This is a genomic window from Pedobacter sp. BS3, from assembly GCF_008274585.1.
Lineage (GTDB): Bacteria > Bacteroidota > Bacteroidia > Sphingobacteriales > Sphingobacteriaceae > Hufsiella_A.
Window position 1 is genome coordinate 329,673 of the sequence record NZ_VTRT01000002.1, and the last position, 22,927, is coordinate 352,599.

A 22,927-nucleotide genomic window follows, 5' to 3' on the forward strand; every position below is an offset into this window, starting at 1 on the left:
TGGCTCCATTTAGATCCGCTGTGCAGCAGATTTAGCCGCTATTACCGCACCTTCCATATACCCGGCAAATTCAGCAGCCGTTTCCGTTCCGGTAAAAAACAATTTTCCGTTCATATAACCTTGCTGTAACAGCGGATGCCCGTTGTTTTGATGCGGTCGTTGAATAACCTGAGCCCCAGCCGATATAAATTCATCTGTCCAAATTTTATCAAAATAAGCAACAGGTGTTAATGCCTGCTCTCCCAGTAATTCGGCCAACTGGCGTAAAACAAACTCTCTCCGCACCTCTTGCGGATATGTTGCAGCACCGCTGTTCAGGAAGCCCGTAAAGCCAAACTTATTTTCTTCAAAATTGGTGTGATCATACATCTCCGTAATAATGCCTGCATGACTGTATAGCATTCCGGAATAACCTTCATTTCGCCAGAAAGCACTCTCGTATTCCAAAACAAATTTAAGAGCGCCGGCCATCCATGTTTGCACAGCCGGTAAAACGGCGTATAGCGCTTCCGGCAACTCGGGAGAAAATCTTATTTGTGTGGCTGTCAATTGAGGCGGAATGCAAATAATTACCTTATCTGCCTGCAATTTCTCCTTGCCCGAAGTCTCTAATAACAACCCATTCGCTGTTTCCTGGATGGCTGCCACTTTTGTGTTCAAACAGATGTTCTTATCCGGCAGATTTTGTGCTAATGCATCAATCAGCAGTTGAGTTCCGCCGGCAAGCCTGTAAGACGGATTTTCCGCTTCGGGAATAAAAAACTTCTGAGGCTGCTCAAATGATTTGGTTTGAAACAGCGATATCCCTTTCGAAAATTGCGGATATTTCTGCAATCCCAGTTCATCAATTAAGGAAAGTAAGTTTGGATGCATATCCGAAAACCAGGTGGCGCCCAATTCCAACGGCGTTTCCAGTGCTCCTTTTATGGTTTGTATTCTTCCGCCTAATCGCGACGAGGCTTCCAGCACAATGGCACTACTGTTTCTTTTCGATAATAAATAAGCTAACGTAAGTCCGCTTAAACCGCCGCCTATGATAATAATTCTTTCTTCTGATTTCATCCGTGCAATGTTGCTCTTAACCTTCTTTTCAGGATGCGAAGTTCTTTTTTCACACCAGTTCTTTTAGTGGAAACTTGAGAAATTATATGGTACTTATCAGCAACGCCGGCAAATTATCGTTCAGTAAACAGCATCCCATGAGATGATTTTTTAAATTAGCCGACGGATGAAACAGGATAGAAAATATCCCGATTCCCGATAAGCTATGGCTCAAGAAAACGGCAGCGTGATTAACGAATATCATCTCAACAGGCATCAGCCTGATAAGCCGCAGATTGCTATTCATGATTTAAACGCCTATATCAAACAACATCAGCACGAAACAACCAGGCCGCACATACACAGCTTCTACCAGGTGCTATGGTTTAAACAGGGAAAAGGAACGCATTTCGTTGATTTCAAAGCCTACAATGTTTTTGACAATACCATCTTTTCCGTAGCAAAAAACCAGGTTCATTACTTCGACGGAAATACCGCGTATGAGGGTATTCTTATTCATTTTAACGAAGCCTTTCTGGTTCAGAAAGAAAGTGAGACCGATCTTTTTCTGAAATGTAACCTGTTCAATAATCCTTACCAGCAGCCCGTTTGTCCGGTTGGAAAAGATACCGCAGGCATTTTGAACGAATACATCTCACTGATAAAGCAGGAGTTGGACAACAACGATAACTTTGGCAAGGAAGAACTGTTAAGAAATTACCTCAAATCTTTTCTTATCCAGGTACAGCGCAGAAAAAATGAGTCTGACAAAGCTCAAAGCAATATTCCGTTTGTATTGGACGAAAAACGGGTTCAACTGCTTAAGTTTATAAATCTGATAGACGAAAACTACCATAAAGGGTTCACCGTAACCGAATATGCCCGTTTACTCTTTGTATCATCCAGAACCTTGTCAGACCTTACCCACCAGTTGTTGAACAAAACGCCGTCGCAAATGATTCAGGAACGCATTATCCTGGAAGCACAGCGTTTACTGCTGTATTCCAACCTGAACGTAAACCAGATCGGCTACCGCTTAGGTTTTGACGATCCGTCTTATTTCGTAAAATATTTTAAAAAACAGGTAACCATCTCTCCATCCGGGTTCAGGAAATCGATTTCCTGAAATTACCATTTGTTTTCCTTTCTGCCCATCTACCGATAATAGGCTATCAAAGAACTTTGCTTCATAAACAACATTCAATTATTATGGCAAAGGCATATTTAGAGATTACATTAAAAATTAACGAAGCAGACAGACCAGGTGCTGCCGGTGTTTACAACAGCTATAAAGCACCATTTTTAGAGACCATTAAAGGAGCTTTGTCCAAAGAGCTACTGGTACATACTGAAGATGTTCAGGTTTTACACGGATTCGACAGTGCTGAAAGTGCACAGAAATATTTATTGAGCAACCTTTTCAACAATGATGTGGTAATCGCGTTAAAACCTTATCTGAAAGGCGAGCCGAATATCAAAATTTATAACGTAGCTTAATTGGCTCCCAAGCCGTAAGACTTTGAACTTTGACAACTTTCTAAAAGTTGCCAAAGTTACTGGCTGCGGTACACCAACGTTTACAGCACTACCCCATCCTATCTAAACCGGATGGAAGCGGATACCGGCCTTGTGCGTAATGCCTCGCAGGCGTATGAGCGAACAGCCGGGCTACCAGAACCCAGGAACCGCCGGCCCTGCTTTTCAAAATAAAATGAATCAGTTGTGCAGATCAATTTTCAATAATATTCGTTGATCAAAACAAAATGAATCTGATTTGTTTTGTATTTTGCGGCCGTATAAAAAGCGACCATAAACCATAATTATTATATTATCATGCAGGAATTAGACCCATCTGTTCAACAAAAGATCAACCAGTGGCTACAGGGAAATTACGATGCTGAAACCAAAGCGCAAATTCAAAACCTGTTAAATACGCAACAATTTACAGAATTAACCGATTCTTTTTACCGCGACCTGGAATTTGGTACGGGCGGTCTTCGCGGTATTATGGGGCCGGGATCAAACCGTGTAAATAAGTACACCATAGGAACCGCAACGCAGGGTTTGAGCAATTACCTGCTGAAAACCTATCCTGACGAAAAAATAAAGGTTGCCGTTGCACACGATAGCCGCAACAATTCGGATTACTTTGCTAAAATTACTGCCGATGTTTTCTCGGCCAATGGCATACAGGTTTATTTCTTTAAGGAGCTACGTCCTACGCCTGAACTATCATTCGCCATCAGGCAGTTAGGCTGCAAAAGCGGCGTAATGATCACGGCATCGCACAACCCCAAGGAATACAACGGCTATAAGGCTTACGGCGCCGACGGCGGGCAGTTTGTAGCGCCTCATGATAAGGCCGTATTGCAGGAAGTAGCCAAAATTACCAGCATTGACGAGGTTAAATTTGACCGCGTAGACAGCAATATTGAATACATCGGCGAAGACCTGGATAATTTATATTTAGAAAAAGCTGCAGCGCTTTCGGTTTCGCCGGATGCTATTAAACGCCAAAAAGACCTTAAAATAGTATACTCTCCTATTCACGGGACAGGCATTACACTGGTTCCCAGGATATTGGCCAAGCTGGGCTTTGAAAATGTAAACCTGGTAGAAGAGCAGGTTAAACCCGATGGCAATTTCCCAACGGTGGTTTATCCTAACCCTGAAGAAAAGGAAGCGCTGACGTTAGCCCTGAAGAAAGCGCAGGAGATTGATGCCGACCTGGTGCTGGCTACCGATCCGGATGCCGACCGTGTAGGGATTGCTATTAAAGACGACAAGGGTGAATTTATCCTGCTTAACGGGAACCAAACCGGCAGCTTGCTGATCAATTACATGCTTACCGCCTGGCAGCAAAACAATAAGCTTGATGGCAACCAGTACATTGTTAAAACTATTGTAACCAGCTACCTGATCGATAAAATTGCTGCAAGCAAGGGCGTTGAATGTTATAATACCCTTACGGGATTTAAGTACATCGGCGAGCTGATGACCAAATTTGAAGGGCAGAAAACCTTTATTGTGGGTGGCGAAGAAAGCTATGGCTATCTTATCGGCGATCTGGTAAGGGACAAAGACGCTATTATTTCAAGCGCTTTTATTGCCGAAATGACAGCTTTTTACAAGGATAAAGGCAGCAGCCTGTACGAAGCGCTGGTTGACATGTACGTACAATACGGACTATACCAGGAAAAACTCATCTCTATTACCAAGAAAGGTAAAGCAGGCGCTGAAGAAATTGTGGCGATGATTGAGAAATTCCGTAACAATCCGCCTGCGACCCTCGGCGGCTCTAAGGTAATTGCAATCAAAGATTACGAAAAGCGTACAGAGACAAACCTGGTTACCGGAGCTACTACCCCGCTCGAATTGCCAAAATCGGATGTGCTGCAGTTTGTAACCGAAGATGGCAGCATTGTTTCGGCAAGGCCGTCGGGAACAGAGCCTAAGATCAAGTTTTATTGCAGCGTGAACACGCCGCTGGCCGATAAATCGCAGTATCGGGAAACCGATAAGAAACTGAATGATAAAATTGACCAGATCATGAGAGATCTGGGTGTGTGATTTATCGCTTGTAAAAAGAGGAGTATAAAAGCTCCCGTCATCCCGATCCCGAGGGGCAATCCCGAAGTCCCCGGGGAATTAATATGTAATGGTGTTACAAAGAAAAGATTGCTTCGTCGTTCCACCTCGCAATGACGCTCCTATTTTCGTCATCGCGATCCGGCCAGTTGGCGGAGAAGCAATCTCATAACTGAGATGTTTACACTTAGCCATTAATAATTTCTCCGCCGTTGGGATGTAATACCTGGCCGGTCATATAAGACGAATCTTCTGAGGCCAGGAAAACATAACAGGGAGCTACTTCTTCGGGTTGTCCCGGGCGTTTTAACGGTACATCAGAGCCGAACCCGGCAACGTGGTCGGCATCAAAGCTGGAAGGTATTAGCGGGGTCCATATCGGGCCGGGCGCTACACCGTTTACACGGATACCTCGCTGAGCCACCGTTGATGACAGCGAACGCACAAAGCTGACGATGGCTCCTTTTGTGGCAGCGTAATCTATTAAATGACTGCTGCCGCGATAAGCGGTTACCGATGTGGTACAAATCACCGTTCCGCCTTTCGGCAGATGCGGTAAAGCAGCTTTGGTTAAATAAAAATGCGGAAATATGTTGGTACGAAAGGTTTTTTCAAGCTGCTCAGAGCTGATGTCTTCTAAATTTTCCTGTGGGTATTGCACCGCGGCATTATTAACTACAATATCAATTCGTTTAAACTGCTGCAACGTTTCTTCTACAATGACTTTGCAATGTTGTTCTGAGCTGATATCGCCGGCAATGAGATGACATTTCTGCCCATATTGCTCCACCTGCCAGCGGGTTTCTTTGGCATCTTCATGTTCGTCCAGGTAAGCGATAACTACATTGGCGCCTTCACGGGCAAAGGCTACAGCCACCGCCCTGCCAATACCACTGTCGCCACCGGTTATGATAGCAACCTTACCGGCCAGTTTTGAAAATACGTCCTGCCGCTCGCCTTCATAAGCCGGACGCGGTGTCATTTCTGATTCAACACCCGGCTGCTTCTCCTGGTGCTGCTTCGGATTAATCTCCTTGATTTCTGCTGCTGATTGCATAATATGATCTTCATAGGGTTATGCTTTTTTTAACAACAAAAAACTGCCGGTGTTTTAAAACCTTCTTATCAATTGCATACAGCTTTTAGTAAAAAGAAAAAACATAGTGCCTGCAAAGCAAACCCTATGTTTCTATACTACCAGGTATGCAATGACCTTTTAAATAAGCCGAAGCAACCCCAGATCTTAAAAATAATCAGCTACCAACTAAACCACCAACCAACCAACTAACTAACTAACTAACTAACTAACCAACCAACCTAAATCCCAAAATTCAAATACAGCAATGCCGCCAGTGCAGCTCCGGTTATCGGTGCAATTACCGGGATCCAGAAATAGCTCCAGTTAAAACTTTCCTTTTCGGGGATAGGCAGCAAGGCATGCATGATCCGTGGGCCAAGATCCCTGGCCGGGTTAATGGCATAGCCGGTTGTTCCGCCTAACGATAAACCGATTACCCATACCAAAAAGGTTACCGGTATTGCACCAAGCGAACCCAGGCCAATAGGCGTTTTATCCGGGCCCAACTGTGCTTCGGTAAAATGAAAGATCACAAAGATCAGCACAAAGGTTCCAATAAGCTCGCTGATGAAATTAGACAGCGTATCTTTTATGGCGGGGGCAGTGCTGAACGCGGCGCTCTTTAATGCCGGATCGGCCTTTTGGGCAAAATGATCCCGGTACATCAGCCATACTAAAAATGCTCCGGCCATAGCGCCAAGAAATTGTCCGGCAACATAAACAGGGACTTTAGCCCAGCTAAATTTCCCGGCAATAGCCAGCGCTATGCTCACCGCCGGGTTGAGGTGCGCCCCGCTGTAAGGGCCGGCAATAACTACACCGGCAAATACGGCCAATGCCCAGGCCGTGGTAATCACGATCCAGCCGCCGCCGTTACCCTTTGTGCCCGGCAAAACCACATTGGCTACCACGCCATTGCCTAAAAGTATCATGAACATGGTTCCTACCAGTTCTGCTGTAAAATCACTCATATATTACAAAGTCAAAAGTCAAAAGTCAAAAGTCAAAAGTTAAAAGTTAAAAGTCAAAAAGTCCCTCTCGAGACAGGCAGTACGGCCCCCCCCGGTAATTCGGGTTCAGGGTTAAAACAACACTAAACACCTGCCCGGGCTGCTTTTACCGCTTTACCCCATCCGGCAATCAGCTGATCGGCATCAATAGAGTGGTCATCGTTAAACTCACGATCTACCTTCCATTGCGCCCTGATCTCATCAATGCTACGCCAAAAACCGGTTGCCAGGCCGGCAAGGTAAGCCGAACCCATCGCGGTAACTTCGGTAATTTGCGGGCGCACCACCTTGGTATGCAGAATATTGGCCTGGAATTGCATCAGCAGGTTATTGGCTGTCGCACCACCATCCACACGCAACTCATTGATCGGCAAACCGGAGTCAGCTTCCATTGCCTTGAGCACATCCATGGTTTGATAAGCAATGCTTTCCAGTGCCGCACGGGCAAAATGAGCAGCGTTCGTTCCGCGGGTAATACCAGTGATAGTTCCACGTACATGCTGATCCCAGTAAGGCGCACCCAATCCTGCAAAAGCCGGAACAATATAAACACCGCCTGTATCCGGGACCTTTGATGCCAGCGCCTCAACATCGGCGGAAGAAGAGATCAGGCCCAGCTCATCACGCAGCCACTGCACTACAGCGCCGCCAATAAAAATACTGCCTTCCAGCGCATAAGCAACCTGACCTTTAACCTGCCAGGCAATAGTAGTTACCAGGTTATTTTTAGATACGATAGGCTTATCGCCGATGTTCATCAGCATAAAACAGCCCGTACCGTAGGTATTTTTCACCATGCCGTTTTCGGTACACATCTGCCCGAACAGGGCCGCCTGCTGGTCGCCGGCAATACCGGCAATAGGTATCTGAGCGGCTAATAACGACGATGCCGTATGCCCGTACACCTCGCTGGACGATCTCACCTCGGGCAACATGCTTTCAGGAACGCCAAACAAATCCAGCAGCTCCTTATCCCACTGCAACGTATGAATATTATAAAGCATGGTACGCGATGCATTGGTGACATCGGTAATGTGCGTTTTCCCGTTGGTCAGCTTCCATACCAGCCACGAATCGATAGTCCCGAAAGCCAGCTTGCCGGCTTCCGCTTTTTCACGGGCTCCGGCAACATTATCCAGCATCCACTTTACTTTGGTTGCCGAAAAATAAGCATCAATGATCAGCCCGGTTTTTTGCTGGATCTTGTCGGCCCAGCCTTCGGCTTTCAGGCTATCGCAATAAGCGGATGTGCGACGATCCTGCCAGACAATGGCGTTTGCAACCGGTTCGCCGGTTTCCCTGTCCCAAACTACCGTGGTTTCACGCTGGTTAGTAATCCCGATAGCGGCTATCTGGTGCGCCGATAAGCCGGCTTTTGAAATAGCTTCCGTTGCCACCGACACTTGTGTTGACCATATCTCTGAAGCATTGTGCTCCACCCACCCCGGCTTAGGATAGATCTGCTTAAATTCCTTCTGTGCAATAGCTACAATATCGCCCTGTTTGTTGATAATAATAGCCCGGGAGCTGGTTGTGCCCTGGTCAAAAGACAAGATGTATTTTTCCATTCGGTTTAATTAGGTTAACGCGTTATCAAGGTTAAGCAATTCACCCCGAAGAATGCGTGGTTATCATCATTTTTACAATTTCGATAGCTGATTCGAAACCAAAAACAATAATAGAAAATCAGTTGAAATTAACAAAAACAATTCATAATAATTTGGCACAACGAGCGAACAGATGCCACCCTGAGTTCGATGGTTATTGGTTTGATCATTAACAGATTATTCATTAGTTTCTGTGTTTTTCAATGGTATTCATGAGCTCACTGCGTTCGGTTGCCTCACTCTATTGCTCAATTCCAACGCTTTCCCGAAGTCTCGCATAGGCGTTAACTTTATTTTCTACAGAAGTTTCGTGAAGACATGAAACCTGGCCGGATCCGGAGGCTTAAATGTAAAACGGACGAAGCTGGAGCTTCGCCCGATCATCTCATGAAATTTAAACAGGTACTTAGCCTATTTCCAAACAGGTGTTGCAACCATCCCCTTAAAACGGTTCCTGTCAAGCAACCGCTCCATTTGACTGTGGTCTTCGGCCGACAACCTCGCCTTACCTTCTGACGAAACGGAATTATTTACTTTTTTTGTTGCACTGAAAACACCGTTTTTAGTATAACCTAAAGCATAAGCCAGCAATGCCTCAGTCGAATCGCCCCAGGCTTTATCCAGATCCTCGTAACCCGATCTATCAACGGTCAGGCCGGAATAATAACCACCCGTTCCAACCTGGTTTTTAGTCTCAAATTCAGGGATATACATATCAAAATCATCAATATGTATCGGGAAAAACCCAACAGGTTTGCCATAAGTAGTCTCGCCTATGAGCTTAACATCCATAACCGGTTTAAGACTATTTATTGTGAGCTCGCTGGCCGAAGCCGTAGAGCCGGTAACAATAAAATAAACCCGGCTGGGTGCTAAAGAACCTGACGTTGAAAAGCGCTCAATATTATCAGATGAAGTTGAGCTATAATTCAGGTCGGCGTATGTAACATATTTACCATTTGCTCCTCCTGTATAATTCTGAAGGTGGCCATTTTCATCCGGCAAAGGCTGATTAACCAGAATACTGGCTTTACGTTTGGCAAGAGTTGTCAAACTTTGCAAATTATTGTTATAATACGTGGTAAACATCACGTTATTATTCTGCGAAACAGGCGCTATCAGGTTAATTAAATCTATAGCTGTATTCACATAACCGCCACCATTATAACGCAGGTCAACAACCAGCTCAGTAACGCCTTTGGATTGAAAATCAGAGAAAATACTTTTTAAACGGGAAGTAACATTGTTTGTAAAGCTGTTAAATACCAGGTAGCCCACTTTTTTATCGCCGATGGTATAGGTGGTAGTGTATAATATCGGATCAAGAGTATAGGTGCTACGGGAAATGACCACGCTTTTTGTCTGGCCACTCAGGTTGATATAAGTAATACTGATCGTGGCGTTGGTACCAAATATGGCCGACTCTACAAAACTGAGATTGGTTCCGGATCCATAAGGGCTGGCATCGTAAGAAATAGAGCTTCCGGAACGCCCGTTAATAGCTGTGATACGACAACCTCTTGTTAAACCTTGTAATGCGGCCGGCGAACCGGGATAAACATAGGTTACACGTAAGTCTGTCAATGTGTTATACATCACGGCAAAACCATAATCGGTGGCTGTTTCATTCAAATCCGCTTTCAGGGCCGAAACTGCTCCGGATGATTCCTCGGTATAAAAAAATGAGTATTTCGGGTAAGTTTCACCTGCTACATACTCATAGGGTTTCCCGGTAGCGGGATTATTTGAATATTGAGTAAGAGCGTAAAGCTCAGCATCATTAGAGCTAAAGTTACGCGGCTTAAAGGTTGCGTAATCCGGTAATGAGGCATACCAGTAATATGCCTCTTTGGCATATAAAAAGATAGAATCTTTCGTCAGCTGGTCTCGTGTGCCCGTTCCCGGGATATTGGTATTATCGGTATTATCACCATCCGAAGTTGAAAGTTTGCTCTTTTTACAACCTCCTGCCACAATGAGATTTAAAACCAGTACAGGTATCAGCAATCTCAGTATATTTTTTTTCATATAATAAACAAAGTCACCATAAAGTTATATATAACAAAGGAACAAAAAGCCCGTAGCATTAACAAAGTTTAACATTGTTAATTATCATAAAATGAGACCAATAGCAGTATAATCACGACCTTGTGTTAACGAAAATCTGCTACATCCACATAATCTACCCCTGCAGCTTCCGCAAACTCCTCGTCAATGGCAGAATTGCCTATCAGCAGGATATCTTTTCGCAACAGCTGATGTGCTGTTAATACATATTCCAGCACATCTGTCTCAGGTTTAGGCTTTATCTCTTCGGCAAAATATACCCGCAAATATTTTTCAAGACCATTCCAGTCGGTTTGCCTGATCTTATTTAACTGCTGTGCCGGGTTTCCGTTAGTAATAATGTACAACTGCTTGCGGTCTACCACAATTTCCTGCAACAGGGATAACATTTCAGGATATAAAACAAGCGGCAGCGGAAGCTTTGCAGTTACATGTAAACGAAAGAAATTCTCGCGATATTTGGGATCGATACCAAAGGCGCTCCGGGCCCGCTCAAATAACCCGTCGCTGCCATGATGCTCATAAGCCTTTTTCAGAAAGGCCGTCAGATCGGCAGCCAGAGGAACAGCTTCTACATATTCCAGGAAATTGGCAAACAGGTAATAGATCTGCAGCAAATAATCCTTTTCGGGATACAGCACGTTATCCAGCTCAAAAATAAAGGCGCTTTTTTTAGGGTCGATATCAGCGTAGGTCAGCATGAGCAGGGACAGCAAAAATAGTTAGCAGGCAAGCATCGGCTACAGAAAATATCCCGTTACCGTTAAAGGATATATGGTTGTATTTGATTGCATTAGATGTTGTGACAGTACCGTTTTCAACAATAACAATATCGCCTGCGGCACTGGTTTTATATTCTTTTAACCGCCGGCTATCCGGTGTAAAAACAGTTATTCCAAACTCAGCGAACAATAACGCCGATTCTGCCAGCGGAGCCAGCTCTTCTTCCCGTAAGGGATATACCTTAGTAATTTCCAGGTCAAGGCATAAGGTAAGCAGGCGGTGTGCAAAAGATTCAGAGCTTCCCTTAGGCAATGAAATAAACCGGGCGTCGGCGGGCGATATCCCGGGAAGGGTATAACAATCGCCCAGGAACACGTTGCCAACGGGGTTCAGAAGCTTTTTTATTTTGTACGCCCAGGCGGTTGAGGCTGCCGTAATTAAGCAATTCATCACTTAAAGGCGATTAATTTTTAATGATCAGGCCATCTTTCATTTCAACACGCCTGTCGGCAATTTCGGCCAGATGCTCATTATGAGTTACAATAACAAAGGTTTGGTTCATGGTATTACGCAGTTCTACAAACAGTTCATGCAGCGCCCGTGCACCTGCCGAATCCAGGTTTCCTGACGGTTCATCGGCCAGAATTACCGATGGATTATTGATCAGGGCCCTGGCAACGGCAACCCGCTGCTGCTCACCGCCCGACAATTCGCCGGGTTTATGGTCAGCCCGGTGCTCTAAACCCAAAATTGCCAGCAGCTCTTTGGCCCGCTTAATAACCGCTTTATCATTTATGCCGGCAATATATCCGGGGATACAAATATTCTCCAGCGCCGTAAACTCGGGCAGCAGGTGATGGAACTGGAAGATAAAGCCGATATGCTGATTTCTGAAAGCGCTTAATTTTTTGGATGACAGCTTGTTAACTTCAATATTATTGATCAGTATTTTACCTGCATCGGGTTTATCTAACGTACCTATAATATGTAGCAATGTACTTTTTCCCGCTCCCGAAGCGCCGATAATGGTAACTATTTCGCCCGGCTGAACGGTAAGGTCTACCCCTTTTAAAATATGCAGGTTGCCATACTTTTTATAAATGCCGCTTGCTTGTAACATCGTGCAAACTTAGATAAAATTCTTTTAGATATGGTAAGTGTCCGAAGCTGGTTCAGGGCAGATACGACTCAATAACCCAAAGTGTATTTTGTACACTTTGGAAAATTACTATCTTAGCGGCTCATATTTTAAACAGAATGACTAACCAGCAATTACAGGAAAAATTTCAGCAACAATTCGGACAAACAGCCCAACATACATTTTTTGGCCCGGGCCGCGTTAACCTGATCGGAGAACATATTGATTATAATGGCGGACTGGTAATGCCCTGCGCCATTACCTTTGGCACATATCTGCTGACTGCTCCAAATGCAGAAGGTAAATTCAGGCTCCGTAGCCTGAATTTTAAAGAAGAGCTGACCGTACCCGTTCAGGATCATTACCAGAAAACAGGTGATTCGTGGTTCAATTACCCGTTAGGCGTTATTGACTATTTTGCACAGGCAGGCAAAGAATTACAAGGCTTGGATATGCTGTTTTACGGCGATATTCCCATTGGTTCGGGCTTATCTTCTTCGGCCTCTATTGAAGTGGTTACGGCTTTTGCCCTGAATACCTTGTTTAACGGAAACTTCTCCCGCCTGGATCTGGTTAAAATAGCCAAACAGGTTGAAAACCAGTTTATCGGTGTTAACTGCGGCATTATGGATCAGTTTGCCGTAGGCTTTGGCGAAAAGGACAAGGCGCTGAAATTAGATTGCGAAACCGTAGAATACGAAGCTGTAGATTGCAACCTCGGCGATTATGTATTGGCTATTATCAACACCAATAAACCGCGAAAACTGGCCGAATCAAAATATAATGAGCGTGTTAACGAATGCCAGGAAGCGTTGAAAGCGCTCCGGCACGAAATAGCGATCAACTATTTATGCGACCTGGAGCCGGAAGTATTACAAAAACATCTTCACCTGATACAAGATCCGGTAGTAAAAAACCGGGCGCAGCATGTGGTCGAAGAAAATCACCGGGTAAAACAGGCCGCCGGGGCTTTGGCCGCCAACCGTATCGATGAGTTTGGTAAGCTGATGTATGCCTCGCACCAGTCGCTGAAAGATCTGTACGAGGTATCGGGAAAAGAGCTGGATACTATTGTAGAGTTTGCGTTAACACGCGATGATGTGGCCGGTGCACGTATGACCGGCGCCGGTTTCGGTGGTTGTGCTATCGCATTGGTAAAAGGCGATTCTTTTGATGATTTCAGCGAAAAAATAACCGCTTACTATACCGAAAAGATCGGCTATGCTCCTTCGGTTTACAATTCGCTGATCGGCGATGGCGTGAAAGAATTATAAATGCGCAAGCTAAAGCTGGAAGAATTAGGGCGGGTAAGTATCCCCGCATTTCGTGAGCAGGAAAAACTGCCTGTTGTTATTGTGCTCGATAACATCCGGAGCATGCACAACGTAGGTTCGGTGTTCCGTACGGCCGATGGTTTTGCCGTTGAAGCCATTGTGCTTTGCGGCATTACCGGGCAGCCCCCGCATCGTGAAATTGAAAAAACAGCTTTAGGCGCTACGCATTCTGTTGCCTGGACATACGAAGAGGATACTGTAACAGCAGTAAATCGTTTGCGGAAAGCCGGTTACCAGCTAATTGCTATAGAACAGGCCGAAAACAGTACGATGCTCAACCATTTTCAGCCTGATATGGATCAAAAATATGCCCTGATATTCGGCAACGAGGTAAACGGCGTTTCCGACGAGGTGATGAAGCTCATTGATACCTGCCTGGAAATTCCACAGTTTGGCACCAAACATTCGTTCAATATCGTGATATCGGCAGGTATTGTGCTGTGGGATGTTTTTTCAAAGCTGAATATAAAGAAGGACTAAAAAATCAGCAGAATTGAGCTTGTTACGATAGCGGGTGCGTCCAAGGCAAACGCATCTGAATCAGTATTGCTATTCCCTTCTTTATTCTCAGCTTCGGCATTTCTCCGTCAAAACAATGTAGATTATTTATTTCAGATCGGGGTTTCCGCTATAAAAAGAGCAATTTTACAGCATGTTACTTAAAGAGGATATTGCCAACGCTTACCGCACCATACAGGACGAGATATGCAAAGGGCTTGAAACCGCAGATGGCAAGGGCCATTTCGTAGAAGAACTTTGGAACCGTGAAGGCGGTGGTGGCGGTCGTACACGCATTATTCAGCATGGTAATATTATTGAGAAAGGCGGCGTTAACTTTTCGGCTGTCTACGGAAAATTACCCGCAACCATCAAAAAAGCGTTACAGGTAGACCAGGATGATTTCTTTGCAACCGGTGTTTCCATTGTTATTCACCCCAATCATCCCATGGTTCCGATCATTCACATGAATATCCGGTATTTTGAATTGTCGGATCAGGTGCGGTGGTTTGGCGGCGGCATAGACCTCACGCCTCATTATATCATTGATGAAGATGCCCGTTTCTTTCACCGGCATCTCAAATCTGTTTGCGACCGTTACAATCCATCATTTTATTCTGAATTTAAAACCTGGGCGGATAACTATTTCTTTATCAGGCATCGTAATGAAACCCGCGGCATTGGCGGTATATTCTATGACCGGCTCAATCCCGAAAAATCGGGATTGAACTGGACACAATTGTTTGAATTCTCAAAAGCCGTTGGACGGTCTTTTGTGCCTGTATATTCCGAATTAATAAACAGGAATCGTTATAAGGCTGTTACCGAAGCGCAAAAGCAATGGCAATACCAGCGCCGCAGCCGGTATGTGGAATTTAACCTGGTATATGACGCCGGCACTAAATTCGGCCTGGAAACCAACGGACGCATTGAATCTATTCTGATGAGCCTTCCTCCGCAGGCTAACTGGGTTTACGATTTTCAACCTGAAAAAGGAAGCGAGGAAGAGCGTACGCTAAACCTGCTTAAAAAGGGGATCGATTGGTTATAGGGTTGGATGATTGGTTTTTTGGGTTTTTGGTTGGTTAGTTGGTTGGTTTGACCCTGATGTTAATAACCAGCGAACACAAGTGAATATAATATGCAAATAATCCCGCTTAGCAGGTTTTTTAATTTTTGCTTTTGAATTTTGACTTAATTTCAGAACTGCCTTTGCGGACAGGTTACCCGGTAACGGTTATTGAGCAGTAAACCGAGTACAATTTCATGCGTTCCGTTGCTTACTGTATTTAGCTGAGACGTTGTAAAATCATACGAATAGCTAAGGTTGAACAGGTAGCTGACATTAAATCCGGCCATTGCCGAAAATGAATCCTTGTTCCGGTAGCCTCCTCCAAGCCAGAATTTATCCTGAAAAGCCAGCTTTAAATTCATATCTACCGATGTTGGCGCCGGGGAAATGTATTTGAACATAACGGATGGCGTTGCCGTTATATTTTCACCTAAAAAGAACTTATACCCCGCCGTGGCAAAAACGTGCATAACCTGTTTGCCTTCATCGTATTTATTATCGTTAGTAAAGCTGATCTGCCTGCCCAGTAATTGCTGTGCCGAAACTCCGGCAAAAAATGCAGGGCCATACAACCATAAACCGGCGCTTAAATTGGGTTGCAGGTCATTGTCTTGCCCCGAAACAATGGCCGGATCCGACTTATTTTCCAGGCTTACCTTTGAAATATCCAGGCTCACTCGCGACACACCAGCAGCAATACCGGCTGCCAGATTAACACGACTACTAAGCCCGAGATGATACGCGTATGTAAGGTTAACATCTGTACGTTGCAAGGGCCCGGCTTTATCTACTACCGCATTTATACCAATACCGTGATGAGGTTCGGCAGCCATGTAGTCACGCACAAAGCTCCGGTTATTCGGGTTATCGCCTTTTTCAGGGAAACCGTTGGCATCGCCACCGGTAAAATTTTTGCCAATGGGCATATTTAACGATATGTAGCTGGTTTCGGGCGCACCCTCCAACCCCTGCCATTGCTTGCGGTAGCCCAGTTTCACATCGATATAATTTTCAATACCCGACAATGCGGGATTTAGTAAATAATTATTGAATATGTACTGGGTGTATTGCGGTAACTGCTGGGCATAGCTCTGCGTGATGCACACACTTAACATCCAGAACAAAAAAACCTTTTTCACGCTATATTTTAATGAGCAATTGCAACCTGTAAAATTGGTTATCTTTTTGTCTGAAAATTAGCAATAAGTTTTCACCTGTCAACTAATTTAACATTATTTTACAATCGGGAGCGAGCTACCACGCCGGATATCAATTACCTTCTACCTCAACCCAGGTAAATTTATCGGTCATGACGCCTCGCGGATGCTCACGACCAATACGGAAGGCCATCCAGTTTTTAGGAGCTATTACCTTGTTGTTTTTTTCGGAAAGATAAGCTGCCCACCAGGCAAACGAACTGTTTGAGATAATGGCGATATCGGCATTCTGAATGATCTGGAAATCGGTTATTTCATCGTTCACTGAAAAAATATAATTGGGTTTATTTTCAAACGAAGCCTTCACAAATTCAATATCATCGCTTACAAACAGCACTTTATAGCTATCCAGATTCTCAACCTCGGCCAGGCGTTTTTGAAAATAACCAATAGGTAATGAGATATCGCGTTTACCATACGTCATATAATCGGTACGCCTGATGTGTACCACAATGGTTTTGTTCTGGGCAAATAATTCTCCAAATTCCTGGTTAAAACGGTCGATATATTTCTGTTTAATTTTAATTGTATAATTCCCTGGCGTATGCTTTAAATACCAGTCGGTCTGAAAATATCCATTGTAAATGGTAAAATTTTCCGGCTTTATTTCGCGGGGAGCCACAAAATTCTGAATATATACCTCTTTAAACGGTAAAACTATGGGTAAATAACGGGTAAATACAGAATATAACTTAGAGCCAAGCACCAGATTACGGTATGTGCCCAAATCAAAATATTTGGTTAAATAAGCATGGTGCGGGTTTACAAAAAAGATGAATTTCCGGGGATTATTCCGCCTCAGATATATTAAAAAATACAGTTGAAATAACTGGTTACCCAGCCTTCCTTTAAACGTAACTCCTGTCATGTGGTGTGTGATGTATTAGCTTTCCTGATGTACTTTCGATACATTTCAGGATAAAACATGTAAGCATAAATAAACGTATGGAGCACATTCACTCCTAATGCTTTATGAAGAATGTATTGCCCGATGGCAAAGCCGATAATGTTGGAACATAAGGTAGCATACGCGGCACCGATTACGCCCATATTCCTGATAAAGAAATAGTTAAGTACAATATTAGTTGTAGCCGTAAATAATACAATAAAGAACGTTGTGCGGGTTCGGCCGATGGAATCAAGTATGGTTCCAAACTGGCGTCCGTACGGAATAAGCAGGCAATACAGCAGGGTGATCCGCAAAAGCGGGATTGAATCGTTGTATTTAGCTCCCGCGATAAAATGTATCACCAGGTCGGTAAACGGATACAGGATGACCAGACCAGGGATCAGTATGGCTAATATAGCGCCCACCGATTTTTCGTACAGGTACTTTACAGCTTCCGTGCCTTCTGTTTCAATACGTTTGGCACTTTGCGGAAAAACAATGTTCGCCATAGCGCTGGTGGGTATATCGATGAGGTTGGTTATGCGTACCGCGATATTAAATGCCCCGGATGCCGCCGGCGATAGCAATGCGCCCAGCATCATTTGGTCTATGGTTCCAGATAAGATGGCGCTTACAGACGTACCAAACGCATATTTCCCATAGTTGAACAGCTTTTTTATCCAGTCGCGATGAATTTTTAGCGAAATAGCCAGGTAAGGCTTTGCATACACATAACCCACCAGTGTGCTTATCAGTACGCTGAATATCTGTACATGTACCAGGTAGATCAGTTTGGTTTGCCAGCCCGCAATCCAGCATATCAATATGTAAGAAAAGAAAACGGCCTGCCGGATAGTAGCTGTAACCACAATGCCCTTGAATTTAAAGTTGGCCTGTTCTATACAATTAAACTGCATTAATATACCCAACAGCAGAAAAACAATAGTATACAGGTAGAACATGGGAACAAGCTCTGGCGATTTCCACAGGTTTGCCAAAAAGCCTGCAAAACAGAAAGTGGCTATGATGCACACCACCGTTAATACCGATGTAATGGTAGCCGATGCCGACAAAATTTTGCTTCGGTCTTCTTTTCCAGCTGCCGAGTAGAATTTAACCAAAGCATTCTGTATCAATCCGTTACGGGTAATCTCCATAATGGTTATGGTCGACATGAATAGTGTCCATGCACCATAATCGTGTTTATTGAGGAGTCTTACCAGGATATAAAAACTGCCAAAACCAAACAGCACGCCAGACATATTCTGCAGCACATTCAGTATGCCTGATTTCAGCCAGTAATGGTCTTTTTGTTTTTGTTCTTCCATGCAGGTTTAATTCAAAAGGCAAAAGTTGAGCGCAGCGAAATTCCGACTGTTCGGGATGAAAACTCAAAAGGGCTCATTGTAAATTCTCTCCTTTTACATAATACGTTTCAATGTACTGCTTCACTTCATCATCGGTTTTGGCATGCAATATCTTTGCTCCCGATAGCTTCGGAAACAACTTCTGGAAACAACCGAAATGATGCTCCGGACCTTTCTTTGATAATATCAGGTTAATGCCTTTAAAGTAGCTTGCCAATGCTGCCGTGCCGCCATGTATGGATATGAAATGATCGGCATTGGCATAAACCATTAATTGCAGATGATTGAAATTACGGGCATTACTTTTATTTTCTTTATACAGATCTTCCATCAATATCACCTCCGGATGCGTTTTTTCAAGCCAGTCAAATTCGTCCAGATCATAAATATCGCTGGTGTCCATCGTAATATTTTGCGGACGCGGACGATTATAAATAATCGTGAATTTGTTTTTCAGCCTGCTGATCATAAAATCCAGCAATTCAATACTGTAAAAACTTACAGGTGGCCCGTTCCATTCCATATTGTACCGGTTGGCAATAATCAGGATAGGCTTGTCGAAACGGTAAATATCATTCCGGTAAGTTTCTTTGAGCGGAACCATTGCCCACTTTTTCATATTGTAATTGTGACTGTACAATATGCGTGGCATCTCGTAATTATAGTTGCCCTCGTTGGTGCGTACATCGTATACTTCTTCATGATCCGGCGAAAAGAAATACATTTCTTTGGTGTATTTGGCTCCCCGGGTGCTTTTCAGCGTGCCGTTTTTATAATGCCAGTAGGCAAAAGGCAGCACAAATTCCAGTTCGGGAGCAAATTCGCCGTCGAACGAAATTTCTTTATACTTCTTGCGGAATACATAATCTCTTAAAATGTATTTAAGCTGCACAAACTGGCAGTAATAGGTGTCGCGGTAATAATATCGCACCCCCCAGTGTAATTTGCCAAACCGCAGCCGTACATACAGGCTGATCAGTTTGGTGATGATGTTATCGGGTATTTTTCCTGCTTCCAAAACTATTATTTTCCGTTAACATACTCCGACAAACGCCGGGTATGCAATTTAAACCTGTTTATAAATGATTTCACCAAACCGCCTTCGGCTTTTAACCTCCGTGAAGATGTAAATACGCGGGCTTTGTAATTGGTTACTAATTTCAGCCGGCCTTTCTTTTTCAGGTTGATGGCCATGCGCCCGTCTTCGGCCTCATCCACAAAATAATCGCTGCCCAGGGCATTATCAAATTTCCGCACATCGGTTACCTCAAAACCGCCGGTGGTACGTCCCACCTCGGTTACAAAACCCATATTAAAACCTAATACGTTGATGTATTCGCGATTTATTTTTCTTAAGCGGATAAGCAGGCCGGTGACCTTTTCGTAAAAGAAATATAAAAAACGTCCTTCGCCGGGCTGCGGCAAAAAGAAATACCGCCCGTAAACGCCTGTTATCGATGGATCTTTTTCCATCGGTTTAACCATTAATTCGATCCATTTGGGTGGATAAAATGTATCTGAATCGGCACACAAGTGATATTTTCCCCGTGCTTTAAATAAGCCCATCTGCCGGGCATGCGGCGTTCCCTGTATGGGTTGCAGGTAATTTCGTACGCCCAATTCATCCAACACCTGCTGTGTGCCATCGGTTGAGTTATTGTTTATCACCACAATTTCAACACGATAGCGGCACGTATTGGCAGCCAGCGAAGACAGCGTACGAAAAATGTTATCCTGCTCGTTCCAGGCCGGAATTACTACCGAAACTTCGGGCTGCTCATCGCGAAAGCGGCTTAACCGCTCTTTCAAATCGCTGAGCTCTGCAACGGTAAGGTCGGCAAACTTTTTGCCGGGAAACAAATGCGGTTGCAACCATTCTGGCAGGTGAGCTGATGTATCGTGTTGAGCCATATCAGGTTAATAAATCCCAGTTAAATTTCAGATAGCGATACCCATGCCTGACTAAAGTAACGAACGGGTTGTTAGAATTACGCCAGTAATTACGTTTTACCATGCTTGGCTCTGCCTGCGAGTTCACCTGGTCAAATAAACCGGTATAATCATCGTAATACAGGGCTTTACCCTTGTGCTTCAAAAACGACATCATCATACGATATTCCGTGACATCAGGCTTGGTGTTTTCCGCATACCGCCCGAACTTCTCAAAAAAGCTGCTTCGTCGTAAATGCGGATGGTCGCTGTAATAATAGAACTTTTTGTATCCTTTATTCCATATATTGAATATCATTTCTGAAAAACCATTTTTATAGGGTTTTAAATAGGGATATTTAAAATAAGCGTAAAACCGGACAACGTCTATATCGGGACGCTCGTTCATAAACGCTACTGCATCGGCAAGCTTTTCTTTGAACAGCGGCCTGGGCACAAAATCTTCCTGTACATATAACGTCAGCGGGGTTTTTACCAGGTCTTGCCCTTTATTGATATTGTTACCCAGCCCCTTATTAACCGGTGTTTCTGATAGTTGAAAGTCGTATTCAGCCTGCAGGCGTTTCAGTTCATCGATATGAAATACCTTACTCCCATCGTCCGAAACTACAATATCATCGAACCGGTAACCGTTATCGCGAAAGGTTTTCAACAACCGCTCCAACGAGCTGCTCCGGTTATAATGCGTAATTAACAGGGTTACGCCGGTATATTGATGTGGAGCGTTATTCATTGGTGATTTTCGGATAAAACAGGTAATCCCAGCTAAATTTCAGGAATTTGTATTGCAGGTATACTTTGCGGAGTATGCGTACAAAGATGTTTTTACGTTGTGTCCACGATGACCGAAAATCGGCCGTGCTGGGCTCGCTGGATGTATTTTTTTGGTCGAACAGCGTTGTGAAAAGATGATAGAATATTCCCTTACCGCCATTTTTCAGAAACGAAAGACACATATTATATTCGGTTTTATCGCCGTTCACCCCTTCCAAATAGCGGCCAAACTTTTGAAAAAAGGTGCTTCTTCGCAGGTGCGGATGATCGCTGTAGCTGTAAAATTTCATATATCCCGGGTACCAGAATTTGAACTTCATCCTGTCAAATCCTTTGGCAAAAGATTCCAGGTAGGGATATTTAAAATAGGCATAGAAGCGGGCAATGTCCAGCTCGGGATTTTCGTCCATCAGTTGAAGCGCATCGGTAAAATGTTCGGGGAAAGCATCTTTAGGGATAAAATCTTCCTGTACATATAAGGTATAGGGTGTTTTAACAGCGTCCTGACCTTTATTGATGTTATTGCCCAAACCTTTATTATGATGGGTAATAAGCAGGTTAAACCCGTATTCGTCCTGAAGCTCCTGGATACGCTTAAAATGGTCGGCCTTGCTGGCATCATCAGACACAATAATTTCAGCAAATGTACAATTGAGCCTGTTGAAAGCATTAAGCAGGCGTTCAAGCGACGCACTGCGATTGTAATGCGTAATTAATAAGGTTACATCGTTGAAGGTGTATAAACCATTACCCATACCGAGGCCCAAGTAAAAAGTTGAAAGTTAAAAGTTAAAAGTCAAAAATTAAAACACACTACGTTTTTAATCTCTCAAAAATATTGAGATCCTTGCCATTTTTTCCCAGGTGCATTTCAAATTATCGCATTCCGTTACTTTTTGTGGGCGGTGTCTCCACCGCCCACGGCGGATTGTCCCGGCTGGTGTCTTCACCAGCCGGCGATAATTTGAAATGCACCATTTTCTCTCACACTGACCGGTATTAGTTTGAATCAGCATATTGTTCTAAATCCGTATAACGGCCTTAAATATATTTGTACAGCTATTTTCATCATACTGGTAAGTAAACTCAAACGTGTGTTTGGCAATAATGAGCAGGCCATAATGTTCCAGTAAATCCTGCGGGTCATAGCTTTCGGGCTCATCGTGCTCAATGTATTTAAAAACCAGCTCGTTCATGCTAACCGGAGCTGCCAGCAATGTGGATAACATATCTTTACGGATAATTACCGGCTCTGCTGTATATGGCAGTGTAAGCGGAAAACTTAAAACCATGTTACTGCAAATCAAACTAAATGGTAATCCGCTATCTGCTTTGCTGATCTTTATAAAGAGATGATCGGTTTCGATCATAAAAATGCTTTGCCGGCAATTGCTGTGCTTAATAGCATTGGTACATAGCTCAATAATTACCTGCTTAACCGCACTGCTGTTAGGTTCGTATTTTTCGGGGTGTACATTTTCCCTGATAATATCAATTACAGTGTTAACAAAGGAGTAAATGTTATCTGTAGAGTGCTCAAACAGCACTTCTTTTTTTATATAATCCATTCGGCA

At 43.9% G+C, this 22,927-nt stretch carries 22 protein-coding genes; 6 read left to right on the forward strand and 16 right to left on the reverse strand.

Annotated elements, in window-relative coordinates; all coding sequences use genetic code 11:
• Positions 1-9 precede the first annotated feature (9 nt).
• Positions 10-1,062 (reverse strand): flavin monoamine oxidase family protein, encoded by a 1,053-nt coding sequence (locus FW774_RS07090; RefSeq protein ID WP_149347477.1) that lies wholly within the window; start codon positions 1,060-1,062, stop codon positions 10-12.
• 205 nt (positions 1,063-1,267) lie between these two features.
• Between FW774_RS07090 and FW774_RS07095 the strand changes: the two genes are divergently transcribed.
• The 3 genes from FW774_RS07095 to FW774_RS07105 all read left to right on the forward strand — a co-directional run bounded on the left by FW774_RS07095 (position 1,268) and on the right by FW774_RS07105 (position 4,611).
• Positions 1,268-2,167 (forward strand): AraC family transcriptional regulator, encoded by a 900-nt coding sequence (locus FW774_RS07095; RefSeq protein WP_149347478.1) that lies wholly within the window; start codon positions 1,268-1,270, stop codon positions 2,165-2,167.
• 83 nt (positions 2,168-2,250) lie between these two features.
• Positions 2,251-2,538, forward strand: coding sequence for a hypothetical protein (locus tag FW774_RS07100; RefSeq protein WP_149347479.1), 288 nt, complete (start codon positions 2,251-2,253; stop codon positions 2,536-2,538).
• 336 nt (positions 2,539-2,874) lie between these two features.
• Positions 2,875-4,611 carry a phospho-sugar mutase gene (locus FW774_RS07105; protein WP_149347480.1) on the forward strand — a complete coding sequence of 579 codons (1,737 nt, stop codon included), beginning with the start codon at positions 2,875-2,877 and terminating at the stop codon, positions 4,609-4,611.
• Positions 4,612-4,816: 205 nt separating this feature from the next.
• Here the strand turns inward: FW774_RS07105 and FW774_RS07110 are convergent, their stop codons facing one another.
• From FW774_RS07110 to FW774_RS07140, 7 genes are all read right to left on the reverse strand, one after another.
• A complete protein-coding gene (locus tag FW774_RS07110; protein WP_149347481.1) occupies positions 4,817-5,686 on the reverse strand; it encodes an SDR family oxidoreductase in 870 nt (289 codons plus the stop codon).
• 260 nt (positions 5,687-5,946) lie between these two features.
• Positions 5,947-6,678: an MIP/aquaporin family protein gene (locus FW774_RS07115; protein WP_149347482.1), complete on the reverse strand. Its 732-nt coding sequence runs from the start codon at positions 6,676-6,678 to the stop codon at positions 5,947-5,949.
• Positions 6,679-6,800: 122 nt separating this feature from the next.
• Positions 6,801-8,285, reverse strand: a complete 1,485-nt coding sequence (gene glpK / locus FW774_RS07120) for a glycerol kinase GlpK (RefSeq protein ID WP_149347483.1) — start codon at positions 8,283-8,285, stop codon at positions 6,801-6,803.
• A gap of 450 nt (positions 8,286-8,735) precedes the next feature.
• A complete protein-coding gene (locus tag FW774_RS07125) occupies positions 8,736-10,352 on the reverse strand; it encodes a S41 family peptidase (protein ID WP_149347484.1) in 1,617 nt (538 codons plus the stop codon).
• Between the two features lie 125 nt (positions 10,353-10,477).
• Positions 10,478-11,092: an HAD family hydrolase gene (locus FW774_RS07130; RefSeq protein WP_149347485.1), complete on the reverse strand. Its 615-nt coding sequence runs from the start codon at positions 11,090-11,092 to the stop codon at positions 10,478-10,480.
• Positions 11,076-11,564: a hypothetical protein gene (locus FW774_RS07135; protein WP_149347486.1), complete on the reverse strand. Its 489-nt coding sequence runs from the start codon at positions 11,562-11,564 to the stop codon at positions 11,076-11,078. The genes FW774_RS07130 and FW774_RS07135 overlap by 17 nt, the downstream gene beginning before the upstream one ends.
• A 13-nt stretch (positions 11,565-11,577) precedes the next feature.
• Positions 11,578-12,234, reverse strand: coding sequence for an ABC transporter ATP-binding protein (locus FW774_RS07140; protein WP_149347487.1), 657 nt, complete (start codon positions 12,232-12,234; stop codon positions 11,578-11,580).
• A 137-nt stretch (positions 12,235-12,371) separates the two neighbouring features.
• Here FW774_RS07140 and FW774_RS07145 point away from each other — a divergent pair, with 137 nt between their 5' ends.
• From FW774_RS07145 to hemF, 3 genes are all read left to right on the forward strand, one after another.
• Positions 12,372-13,526: a galactokinase gene (locus FW774_RS07145; RefSeq protein ID WP_149347488.1), complete on the forward strand. Its 1,155-nt coding sequence runs from the start codon at positions 12,372-12,374 to the stop codon at positions 13,524-13,526.
• The gene (locus tag FW774_RS07150; protein ID WP_149347489.1) at positions 13,527-14,066 is read left to right on the forward strand and encodes an RNA methyltransferase; all 540 of its coding nucleotides are present in this window, start codon (positions 13,527-13,529) and stop codon (positions 14,064-14,066) included.
• 172 nt (positions 14,067-14,238) lie between these two features.
• Complete coding sequence (gene hemF, locus FW774_RS07155; protein ID WP_149347490.1) at positions 14,239-15,135, forward strand: oxygen-dependent coproporphyrinogen oxidase; 897 nt, start codon at positions 14,239-14,241, stop codon at positions 15,133-15,135.
• A gap of 149 nt (positions 15,136-15,284) precedes the next feature.
• On the opposite strand, the gene FW774_RS07160 is transcribed toward hemF, so the two are convergent.
• The 8 genes from FW774_RS07160 to FW774_RS07195 all read right to left on the reverse strand — a co-directional run bounded on the left by FW774_RS07160 (position 15,285) and on the right by FW774_RS07195 (position 22,921).
• A complete protein-coding gene (locus FW774_RS07160; protein WP_149347491.1) occupies positions 15,285-16,295 on the reverse strand; it encodes a type IX secretion system membrane protein PorP/SprF in 1,011 nt (336 codons plus the stop codon).
• 130 nt (positions 16,296-16,425) lie between these two features.
• A complete protein-coding gene (locus FW774_RS07165; RefSeq protein WP_149347492.1) occupies positions 16,426-17,241 on the reverse strand; it encodes an alpha-1,2-fucosyltransferase in 816 nt (271 codons plus the stop codon).
• Positions 17,238-18,590, reverse strand: a complete 1,353-nt coding sequence (locus FW774_RS07170) for a flippase (protein WP_149347493.1) — start codon at positions 18,588-18,590, stop codon at positions 17,238-17,240. The genes FW774_RS07165 and FW774_RS07170 overlap by 4 nt, the downstream gene beginning before the upstream one ends.
• Positions 18,591-18,663: 73 nt before the next feature.
• Positions 18,664-19,647: a hypothetical protein gene (locus tag FW774_RS07175; RefSeq protein ID WP_197739814.1), complete on the reverse strand. Its 984-nt coding sequence runs from the start codon at positions 19,645-19,647 to the stop codon at positions 18,664-18,666.
• 5 nt (positions 19,648-19,652) lie between these two features.
• A complete protein-coding gene (locus tag FW774_RS07180; RefSeq protein ID WP_149347494.1) occupies positions 19,653-20,540 on the reverse strand; it encodes a glycosyltransferase family 2 protein in 888 nt (295 codons plus the stop codon).
• Between the two features lies 1 nt (position 20,541).
• Positions 20,542-21,312 (reverse strand): glycosyltransferase, encoded by a 771-nt coding sequence (locus FW774_RS07185; RefSeq protein ID WP_149347495.1) that lies wholly within the window; start codon positions 21,310-21,312, stop codon positions 20,542-20,544.
• Positions 21,305-22,108, reverse strand: a complete 804-nt coding sequence (locus FW774_RS07190; RefSeq protein WP_149347496.1) for a glycosyltransferase — start codon at positions 22,106-22,108, stop codon at positions 21,305-21,307. Before FW774_RS07190 ends, FW774_RS07185 begins: the two co-directional genes overlap by 8 nt.
• A 267-nt stretch (positions 22,109-22,375) precedes the next feature.
• The gene (locus tag FW774_RS07195) at positions 22,376-22,921 is read right to left on the reverse strand and encodes a hypothetical protein (RefSeq protein ID WP_149347497.1); all 546 of its coding nucleotides are present in this window, start codon (positions 22,919-22,921) and stop codon (positions 22,376-22,378) included.
• Positions 22,922-22,927: the final 6 nt, after the last annotated feature.

Bases quoted from the DNA above. Each gene is read 5' to 3' on its own strand.
- glpK (WP_149347483.1), bottom strand. From the start codon at position 8,285: ATGGAAAAATACATCTTGTCTTTTGACCAGGGCACAACCAGCTCCCGG.
- FW774_RS07095 (WP_149347478.1), top strand. From the start codon at position 1,268: ATGGCTCAAGAAAACGGCAGCGTGATTAACGAATATCATCTCAACAGG.
- FW774_RS07195 (WP_149347497.1), bottom strand. From the start codon at position 22,921: ATGGATTATATAAAAAAAGAAGTGCTGTTTGAGCACTCTACAGATAAC.
- FW774_RS07115 (WP_149347482.1), bottom strand. From the start codon at position 6,678: ATGAGTGATTTTACAGCAGAACTGGTAGGAACCATGTTCATGATACTT.
- FW774_RS07125 (WP_149347484.1), bottom strand. From the start codon at position 10,352: ATGAAAAAAAATATACTGAGATTGCTGATACCTGTACTGGTTTTAAAT.
- FW774_RS07130 (WP_149347485.1), bottom strand. From the start codon at position 11,092: ATGCTGACCTACGCTGATATCGACCCTAAAAAAAGCGCCTTTATTTTT.
- hemF (WP_149347490.1), top strand. From the start codon at position 14,239: ATGTTACTTAAAGAGGATATTGCCAACGCTTACCGCACCATACAGGAC.
- FW774_RS07185 (WP_149347495.1), bottom strand. From the start codon at position 21,312: ATGAATAACGCTCCACATCAATATACCGGCGTAACCCTGTTAATTACG.
- FW774_RS07100 (WP_149347479.1), top strand. From the start codon at position 2,251: ATGGCAAAGGCATATTTAGAGATTACATTAAAAATTAACGAAGCAGAC.
- FW774_RS07190 (WP_149347496.1), bottom strand. From the start codon at position 22,108: ATGGGTAATGGTTTATACACCTTCAACGATGTAACCTTATTAATTACG.
- FW774_RS07110 (WP_149347481.1), bottom strand. From the start codon at position 5,686: ATGCAATCAGCAGCAGAAATCAAGGAGATTAATCCGAAGCAGCACCAG.
- FW774_RS07090 (WP_149347477.1), bottom strand. From the start codon at position 1,062: ATGAAATCAGAAGAAAGAATTATTATCATAGGCGGCGGTTTAAGCGGA.
- FW774_RS07140 (WP_149347487.1), bottom strand. From the start codon at position 12,234: ATGTTACAAGCAAGCGGCATTTATAAAAAGTATGGCAACCTGCATATT.
- FW774_RS07165 (WP_149347492.1), bottom strand. From the start codon at position 17,241: ATGACAGGAGTTACGTTTAAAGGAAGGCTGGGTAACCAGTTATTTCAA.
- FW774_RS07105 (WP_149347480.1), top strand. From the start codon at position 2,875: ATGCAGGAATTAGACCCATCTGTTCAACAAAAGATCAACCAGTGGCTA.
- FW774_RS07170 (WP_149347493.1), bottom strand. From the start codon at position 18,590: ATGGAAGAACAAAAACAAAAAGACCATTACTGGCTGAAATCAGGCATA.
- FW774_RS07150 (WP_149347489.1), top strand. From the start codon at position 13,527: ATGCGCAAGCTAAAGCTGGAAGAATTAGGGCGGGTAAGTATCCCCGCA.
- FW774_RS07180 (WP_149347494.1), bottom strand. From the start codon at position 20,540: ATGGCTCAACACGATACATCAGCTCACCTGCCAGAATGGTTGCAACCG.
- FW774_RS07135 (WP_149347486.1), bottom strand. From the start codon at position 11,564: ATGAATTGCTTAATTACGGCAGCCTCAACCGCCTGGGCGTACAAAATA.
- FW774_RS07145 (WP_149347488.1), top strand. From the start codon at position 12,372: ATGACTAACCAGCAATTACAGGAAAAATTTCAGCAACAATTCGGACAA.